This is a genomic window from Dehalococcoidia bacterium (assembly GCA_035310145.1).
In the GTDB taxonomy this organism is placed as follows: Bacteria; Chloroflexota; Dehalococcoidia; order CAUJGQ01; family CAUJGQ01; genus CALFMN01.
On the sequence record DATGEL010000032.1, the window covers coordinates 1 to 7446 of the forward strand.

At 69.0% G+C, this 7446-nt stretch carries 7 protein-coding genes; 4 read left to right on the forward strand and 3 right to left on the reverse strand.

Annotation, left to right across the window (positions count from 1 at the left end; all coding sequences use genetic code 11):
- From VKV26_05955 to VKV26_05965, 3 genes are all read left to right on the forward strand, one after another.
- A partial coding sequence (locus tag VKV26_05955; GenBank protein ID HLZ69441.1) for an enoyl-CoA hydratase-related protein occupies positions 1–320 on the forward strand: 320 nt, incomplete at its 5' end.
- A gap of 129 nt (positions 321–449) precedes the next feature.
- Positions 450–1628: a cobalamin-independent methionine synthase II family protein gene (locus VKV26_05960; protein ID HLZ69442.1), complete on the forward strand. Its 1179-nt coding sequence runs from the start codon at positions 450–452 to the stop codon at positions 1626–1628.
- A gap of 29 nt (positions 1629–1657) precedes the next feature.
- Positions 1658–1915 (forward strand): hypothetical protein, encoded by a 258-nt coding sequence (locus VKV26_05965; protein ID HLZ69443.1) that lies wholly within the window; start codon positions 1658–1660, stop codon positions 1913–1915.
- Between the two features lie 658 nt (positions 1916–2573).
- Here the strand turns inward: VKV26_05965 and VKV26_05970 are convergent.
- Both VKV26_05970 and VKV26_05975 read right to left on the reverse strand, forming a co-directional pair.
- On the reverse strand, positions 2574–3746 hold the full coding sequence (locus tag VKV26_05970; protein HLZ69444.1) for a cobalamin-independent methionine synthase II family protein: 1173 nt from the start codon (positions 3744–3746) through the stop codon (positions 2574–2576).
- Positions 3743–4522, reverse strand: a complete 780-nt coding sequence (locus VKV26_05975) for a tyrosine-protein phosphatase (GenBank protein ID HLZ69445.1) — start codon at positions 4520–4522, stop codon at positions 3743–3745. The genes VKV26_05970 and VKV26_05975 overlap by 4 nt, the downstream gene beginning before the upstream one ends.
- A gap of 233 nt (positions 4523–4755) precedes the next feature.
- On the opposite strand from VKV26_05975, the gene VKV26_05980 reads away from it, so the two are divergent.
- On the forward strand, positions 4756–6396 hold the full coding sequence (locus tag VKV26_05980) for a PEP-utilizing enzyme (protein HLZ69446.1): 1641 nt from the start codon (positions 4756–4758) through the stop codon (positions 6394–6396).
- Positions 6397–6461: 65 nt separating this feature from the next.
- On the opposite strand, the gene VKV26_05985 is transcribed toward VKV26_05980, so the two are convergent.
- A partial coding sequence (locus VKV26_05985; protein HLZ69447.1) for a hypothetical protein occupies positions 6462–7446 on the reverse strand: 985 nt, incomplete at its 5' end.

Genomic DNA, 7446 nt, shown 5'->3' on the forward strand with positions numbered 1-7446 from the left:
CGGGCAGCCGTTTCGCCAACGAGATCGCGCTGACGGGGCGGATGTTCACGGCCGAGGAGGCGCTGGCGCAGGGCATGATCAACGCCGTCGTGCCGGCCGAGGATCTGATTCCTGCTGCGGAGCGGCTGGCGGCGCAGATCATGGAGAACCCGCCGCTCTCCGTGCGCGCCAACGTGCGCATGATCCGCTGGTTTGTGCACGAGCTGCAGCGCCAGACCCGCCTCTACACCCAGCCGCTCTCCCTGCACTTAACCGAGGACTTTCACGAGTCCGCCGCCGCCTTCATCGAAAAGCGCAAGCCCGAATTCAAAGGCCGCTGAGCACCGTTTGGTGGCGCCGCACGAAGAGGCACGGGCGAGCTTTGGCGGCCCGCGCCGAAGCATCTGCGCCGGCCGCTGGCGTATCACTGGCCGCAGCGACGACGAATGAGGGCGCGGGGAGGCGAGACGGTGAAGCGCAGCGGCGAGCGGTTCCTGACGACGCACGTGGGCAGCCTGATCCGGCCCGCGAAGATCCAGGAGTACATGCAGGCGCTGAGCGCCGGCCAGCCGATCGACCAGCAGGCGTTCGAGGCCGAGCTGCGCCGCGACGTGGCCGAGGTCGTGCGCAAGCAGGCCGAGACCGGTATCGACGTGATCAGCGACGGCGAGTACGGCAAGTCCGGTTGGACCGGCTACGTCTTCCAGCGGCTCGGCGGCTTCGAGTACCGCACCTCCCCCCGCCGCGCCGTCGGCTTCATGGGCGCCGACCGCGAGGGGCGCTTCCGCGAGTTCTACGACCTCTACGGCGCCGGCCTCGGCGGCGGCCAGCGGCCGGACACCACGCAGGTCCCCGTCTGCGTCGGGCCGATTACGTACACCGAGGCGGGCCGCGCGGCGATGCGGCGCGATGTGAGCAACTTCAAGGCGGCGCTGGCAAACGTGCAGGTCGAAGAGGCGTTCCTGCCCGTCGTCGCGCCGTGCAGCATCGGCGTGGACTACGGCAACGAGTATTACCAGTCCGAAGAAGAATTCCTCTTCGCCGTGGCCGAGGCGATGCACGAGGAGTACCAGACGATCGCCGATGCGGGCCTGATCGTGCAGGTGGACGACGCGATTCTCACCAACCTCTACGACCAGGTGAAGGCTGAAGGCAAGAACTACCGCAGTTGGGTGGCGATGAACGTGGCGGCGCTGAACCACGGGCTGCGCGGCATCCCCGAGGACCGCGTGCGCTACCACCTCTGCTGGGGCAGCTGGCCCGGCCCGCACATGAGCGACGTGCCGCTGCGCGAGATCGTGGACCTGCTGTTGCGCATCAATGCCGGCGCCTTCTCGATCGAGGCGGCCAACCCGCGCCACGAGTGGGAGTGGGTGGTCTGGCAGGAGACGAAGCTGCCCGCGGGCAAGATCCTGATTCCGGGCGTGGTCAGCCACGCGGTGAGCCACGTCGAGCACCCGGAGCTGGTGGCGCAGCGCATCACGCGCTTCGCCAACCTCCTCGGGCGCGAGAACCTGATCGCCAGCACCGACTGCGGCTTCGCGCAGAACAACCGCATCCAGCGCCAGCACCCGTCGATCATGTGGGCGAAGCTGGAAGCGCTGGTCGAAGGCGCCCGCATCGCCTCCAGGCAGCCGGCAAAGGTGTAGCGCACCCCGCCGCGGCGTATGCTGCGGGTATGGAGAAGAAGGGTGAACCGCACCCACGCACGCCCACTGCCGAAGAATTGCGCCACCGGCTGGTCGGCCGCTCGCTCGAGCGCGACGAGGAAGATATCGAGTTCTGGCGCACCGCCTCCGAGCAGGTCCGTGGCGAAGCGCTCTACGAACTCCTGGCGCAGACCGAGAGGATACCCGCGTCGCTGCCAGTGACGCATCCGGAAACCGAGCGCCTCATGCTGCGTAAGGGAGGCATCGAGCGACTAACGAAGCCGTGACCTCTCTCATACCAGACGAGCTTATCCAGGTGCATACGGCGCTGGCCGCATGCGGCATTCCCCACGCCTTTGGCGGCGCAATTGCGCTTGCCTTCTACGCGCCGCCGGACGATGAGCCGCGGTTGCAGTACTCGTCGGTCTTGGCGGGATGCAGGTGCCGGTAGCCTCAGCAATTTTGACCGCAATTGATCCTGAACGATACACGGTGATTGACTTTCGAGCACTCGAATCGCTCGGCATTAGCGACGCCGTAACTGCTCACCTACCCGTCTGGCGAGGATGTTGCACGGCGAGAACGGACCATCGGCGTGCCAGGTTGGCCCTGTTCTGTGAGCGGACTCCCATTCGCCGAGCATCCTGCGGTCAACAAGTCGAAGCAACTCCCACCTCGTCCTTCGCCACGCCCAACCGGGCGGGGTAGGTGAGTAATTACGCGACGCCAACCCCACAATCGACTTCTATCTCGCATACCTGCGCACATGCCGTCGTCTCGCCGACCGGTGCTCAGTGGGCCTGAGGAATCGAGACCGCGCGCTCTGGCAGTGGTCTAACGATCGATCGGCTCAAAATGGGCCACGGCGGCGTCGCCCTTGTGGATAACGACGCAGGGCCGAAGCTTCTTGAGAGCGATGCACGACTCGGCCCGCGCCGATGTTTCTCAGCCGTACAGCCGCTTCGAAGCCAGGGCGGCGCCTTCGGCGAGCGAGCGGAACTTCGCCCAGACCACCGAGGGCAGGATCTCCGGCGTGTACATCGCCAGCGAAGAGAAGCCGCAGTCGGCGCCGGCGATCAGGTTCTCGCGCCCAACCACGCCGGCGTAGCTCACGATCATGTCCGCGATCCAGGCCGGATGCTCCACCAGCGTGGTTGTGTGGCTGATGAAGCCGGGGATGATGACTCTGCCCTCCGGCAGCTTCACCCGCTCCCACACGTGCCAGTCGGCCGCGTGGCGCGGGTTGCACGCCTCGATCGAGTAGGCGCCGGCGTTGACCTTCAGCAGCAGGTCCACCAACTCGCCCAGCGGCGCCTCGTAGACGCGCGGCGCGATGTTGGTGCCGTAGCAGGAGTGGAAGCGGACGCGGTCCTGCGGCAGCCCGCGCACGGCGTAGTTGAACAGCTCGGCGAACTGCTCGGCCGCGCGCCGGCGCTGCTCCAGCGGCTGCGCCGGATCGTCGCCGAACTGCGTGGCGAAGGCCGGGTCGTCGATCTGCAACAGGAAGCCGGCGTCCAGAATCGTGCGGTACTCCTCGCGCAGCGCTTCGGCGTAGGCCAGGCGGAACTCCTCGTCCGTCTTGTAGTACTCGTTCTTGATCTGCGTGCGCGGCGTCACGGCGGGCATAAAGACCTCTTCATACTTCACGCCCTGCAGCGCCGCCTTCAGGTTGGCGATGTCCGTCTGCACCGCCTGCGGCCGGTAGCGCACCGGACCGCGGCAGACCAGCGGCGGCTCCGGGAAGGGTACGGCGTACTCGCGCGCCCGCAGCGCCTTCGCGTACTGCTCGTAATACTCGGGGAAGGCGGCGCGCTCCGCCTTGCCGCCGCGCGCCGGCGGCGGTCCCGGCGGCGGCTCGGTCACTTCGAAGCCGTCCAGCCGGCCGCGGATGTAGCCGATGAAGCTCGACTTCGACATCTCGCCGTCGGTGAGAATGTCGATGCCCGCCTCGGCCTGCCCGCGCACCGTCTCGGCGACGGTGGTTTTGACGGTCGCGGCGAGGGTCTGTGCCTCCGGCTCGCCGCCGTTCGCCGCCGCCCGCAGCTGATCCAACAGCGGTTTCGGCCGTGCCAGGCTGCCGACGTGGGTGGTCAGGATCCGGTCCTGGCTGCGCTTCATCGCTCGCCTCCCTGCCGGTTCGTCGCCATACGCCTGCCTGCCGTCGCCGCGGGCGTGGAAACGTGTGTTGCCTGCCTGCCGAACTGGATCAGGCCGGACTCGCGCCCCAGGCGCCGCTCGATCTGGTCTCGGAACCGCTGCCGCCAGTGCGACGCCCGCACCGGCCGCCGCGGCTGTATGCCGTCCGGCGGCAGTTCATCCGCTGCCTCAAGCGCCCGCGCGATGGTGAGCAGCACCCAGGCTTGCTCGTGGGCGCCGATCCGGTCCAGATACTGGTCAGCCGGCCGTTGCGGCGCGCGGAGCGTGCGCGCCCGGTCGGCGTGCCAGGCGAACTGGCGCAGGGCCTCCGTGCCGCTGCCGCCGCGCAGCATCTGCCAGGCGCCGCAGACCACGCCGGTGCGCCCCACGCCCGCCAGGCAGTGCACGAAAACAGCGTGACCCTGCTCGACCTCGGCGTGCAGGATTGCGAGCGCCTTGACCACGGCGCTGGGCCGGGGCGCCTGGAAGTCGGTACAGGCGATGTGCTGGAAGCGCAGGCCCAGCGCCGCGCAGAGGGCGCGTTCGTCGGCCACGTCGTAGCGATGGCGCTCGTCCTCAAGGTACTCGCGTGCGGCGCGCAGCGAGAGCACGCTCGTCAGGCCGGCGTCCTGCAGCTCGCGGTAGGCGGCAAGCGCCAGCGCCGGCTGCTGCCCGCGCGCCACCCGGCCACCCTCGACCCAGGCGAAGTTCGCGATGCTGGGCGGAACACCCGGCTCCGTTGACTCGGCGGCCCGCATTGTCACCTTCCGTCTCCTGAGATTCTTGAGACTCCTGGAATCTCTCCGCGCCGGCCGCTCGCCACGCGCTCCGGCAGCGGGCGTGCGGCGCTTTGTGGCCAAGACACGAGCGCGGTGCGCGGCGCCCGCGGATCTTTGTCGGCAACCGCACTTATCACGCCTGGCCGAAACAGTGTATTGTGCCGTGGAAATCGCGGCCGCGGCGGCCAGCCCACGACCAACGGGAGAACAGCATGACCACCATGCCGCAACCGACCCCGATTCCCGCGCCCGCGGATTTCCCCGTCGGCTGGCAGTCTCCCGACGATGAGCAACAGCTCTGGCAATGGAGCAACACCCACTTCCCCGGCCCGATCAGCCCGCTGGGCATGGAACTGGCAGAGACCTGTCTGCTGCCCGGCATGGAGCAGGGCTTGATCGGCATGGGCACGCCGATCCGCGGCATCCGCGCGCGCCGGATCAACACCTTCGGCTACATGGCGATGATCCCGGCGCCCGAGCTGGCGCCCATGGCCGAGGAGCGCATGCAGGCCGCGATCAAGGAGCACGGCTACACCATCTACCAGCGCTGGCTGGACGAGTGGCAGCCCGAGGTCGAGGCGGCCAACCAGCGGCTGCTGGAGTTCGACTACGCGAAGGCCACGGACGCCGAGCTGGCCGCGCTGATCGAGTGGGCCGTCGGCATCGACAAGCGTATGTGGGTGATCCACTTCCAGTTGATGCCCGGCTTCTACCTCGCCGCGGTGTTCAAAGAGGGCTGCGCCCGCCTGCTGGGGCTGCCCTCGCTCGACGCCTACGAGATGATGCAGGGCGGGCACAACATGTCCGTCGAGTCGAGCAGCACGCTCTGGCGGCTCGTGCATGCGGCCGCCCCCGCCGTGCAGGAGACCCTCCGCTCGCTGCCCGTGGCCGAGGCGCACACCCGCCTGCAGCAGTCGGACGCCGGCCGCGCCTTCCTCGCCGACCTGGAGCGCTACACGCGCGTCTACGGCTGGCGCACGGGCAGCCTTGACGTCACCGAGCCCTCGTGGGTTGAAGAGCCGCTGCGGGCGCTGGAGAACGCGCGCATGCTGCTGCGCAGCAACACCGACCCGGAAGAGGAGCAGCGGCGCGGCGCGGAACGGGCGGAGGCCAGGGCCGCCGAGTGCCGCGCGAAACTCGCCGGCGAGCCGGAGAAGCTGGCCGAGTTCAACTTCCTCTACGACGTGGTCAAGCAGTACCCGAAGATGCAGGAGAACCACAACTTCTACATCGATCAAAAGTACCGGGCGCTGCTGCGCCAGCCGTTCTTGGAGGTGGGGCGGCGCATGACGGCGGCGGGCGTGCTCGCCCAGCCGCGCGACATCGTCTATCTGCAGCTCGACGAGATCGGCGCCTTCCTCGGCGGCGACCGCGGCCCGCGCACGGCGGCCGTGGCTGAACGGCGGGCCGAGATGGAGCGCTGGCAGGCGTATGTGCCGCCGCCCTTCCTCGGCACGCAGCCGCCGCCGGCGCCGCTCGATCCGTTCTGGTCCGACTTCTTCGGCGTGCCGGGCGAACCTTCGCGCGACCCGAAGGTTGTGAAGGGCACGGGCGCCTCGCGCGGCACGGTCACCGGCACGGCGCGCGTGGTGCGCACCCTGGCCGAGACCGATCGCATCCAGGACGGCGACATCCTCATCTGCGACATGACCACGCCCGCCTGGACACCGCTTTTCGCCGGCCTGGGCGGCATCGTCGCCGATTCGGGCGGGCAGCTCTCGCACTGCGCCGTGCTGGCGCGCGAGTACGGGCTGCCCTGCGTCACGGCAACCGTGGTCGGGACGCGCGTGATCCCGGACGGCGCCCGGATCACGGTCGACGGCACGCAGGGCGTCGTGCGCATCCTCAGCTAGGGCGGCGCCGGACGGCGAGCCGGCGCCGCTGACGAGTGCAGAGGCCATGGCGCCCGTTCGCCGCATCAGGCGCGGGCGCCCGCGGCCAGTTGCGCCGCTTCCACCGCGGCGCTCTCCACCGGCGGCCAGTAGGCGAAGCCGCAGCCGGTGAAGGTGCAGTGCGCCGGCACGTACTCGACCACTTTCGCCGGCCGCGCCATCGCCGCCGCCACGCTGATCCAGGCGCGCACCTCGCCCGTGCCCGAACGCAGGTTGTCCGAGTCGAAGGTGAACAGGTGCTTGAGCGCGTCCAGGTCGTTGCGCTCCAGCCGCTCGAGGATCCAGTGGTCCAACGAACGGTCGATCCAGCCCGCGTTGAACTCGCCGGGGTAGTGCGAGAGACCGCCGGAGGCGTAGATCGCCACGCGCTCCGGCCGCTCGGCCAGCACGTCGCGGATCGCCTCGCCGAGCTGGGCGCAGCGCTCGGCGCTGGGCAGCGGCGGGTAGTACTCGTTGAGGAAGACGCAGACGAGCGGGATCATCAAGCTGGGGTCGGCCTCCGGTGCGAGGTTGGCGACCATGTGCGAGACGCCGCGCTCGGGGTTGCCGCGCGGCTCAAACTTCGCCACGTTCGCCAGGTCGAAGCCGCGCTTGATCAGCCCCTTGAGCAGAAAGCGCGACAGCTCGACGTGGTTCTGCCACTCGATGCGGCGGCGCTCCGCGGGCTTCTTCATGAAGTCGCGCACATCGCGGCCCCAGATCGGCGCCTCGCCGGTGTAGATCGAGAAGGTGGGATTGTTGGCCGCGTCGAACATGTCGCCCTGGTCGTCGCCGATCAGGATCAGCGCGTCGGGGCGGTAGGTCTGCACCTGCTCACGCAGCGTGGCGAAGGCGGCGTGCATGCGGCGGTAGTAGTCCTGCCGCAGCTCTAGCGACGCGATCTCCTGCCGGGCCGTCTGCGGCAGCGAGTTCCTGATCTCATCCGGCATGCGTTCGAGAAAGTGCGTCCACTCGGAAGGCGGCCGCCACATGCCCGGCGCGTGGGAAGAGGCGAGCCCCAGTCCTAACATC

Excerpts from the sequence above, each read along its gene's own strand:
- VKV26_05965 (HLZ69443.1), top strand. The coding sequence starts at position 1,658 with ATGGAGAAGAAGGGTGAACCGCACCCACGCACGCCCACTGCCGAAGAA.
- VKV26_05970 (HLZ69444.1), bottom strand. The coding sequence starts at position 3,746 with ATGAAGCGCAGCCAGGACCGGATCCTGACCACCCACGTCGGCAGCCTG.
- VKV26_05975 (HLZ69445.1), bottom strand. The coding sequence starts at position 4,522 with ATGCGGGCCGCCGAGTCAACGGAGCCGGGTGTTCCGCCCAGCATCGCG.
- VKV26_05980 (HLZ69446.1), top strand. The coding sequence starts at position 4,756 with ATGACCACCATGCCGCAACCGACCCCGATTCCCGCGCCCGCGGATTTC.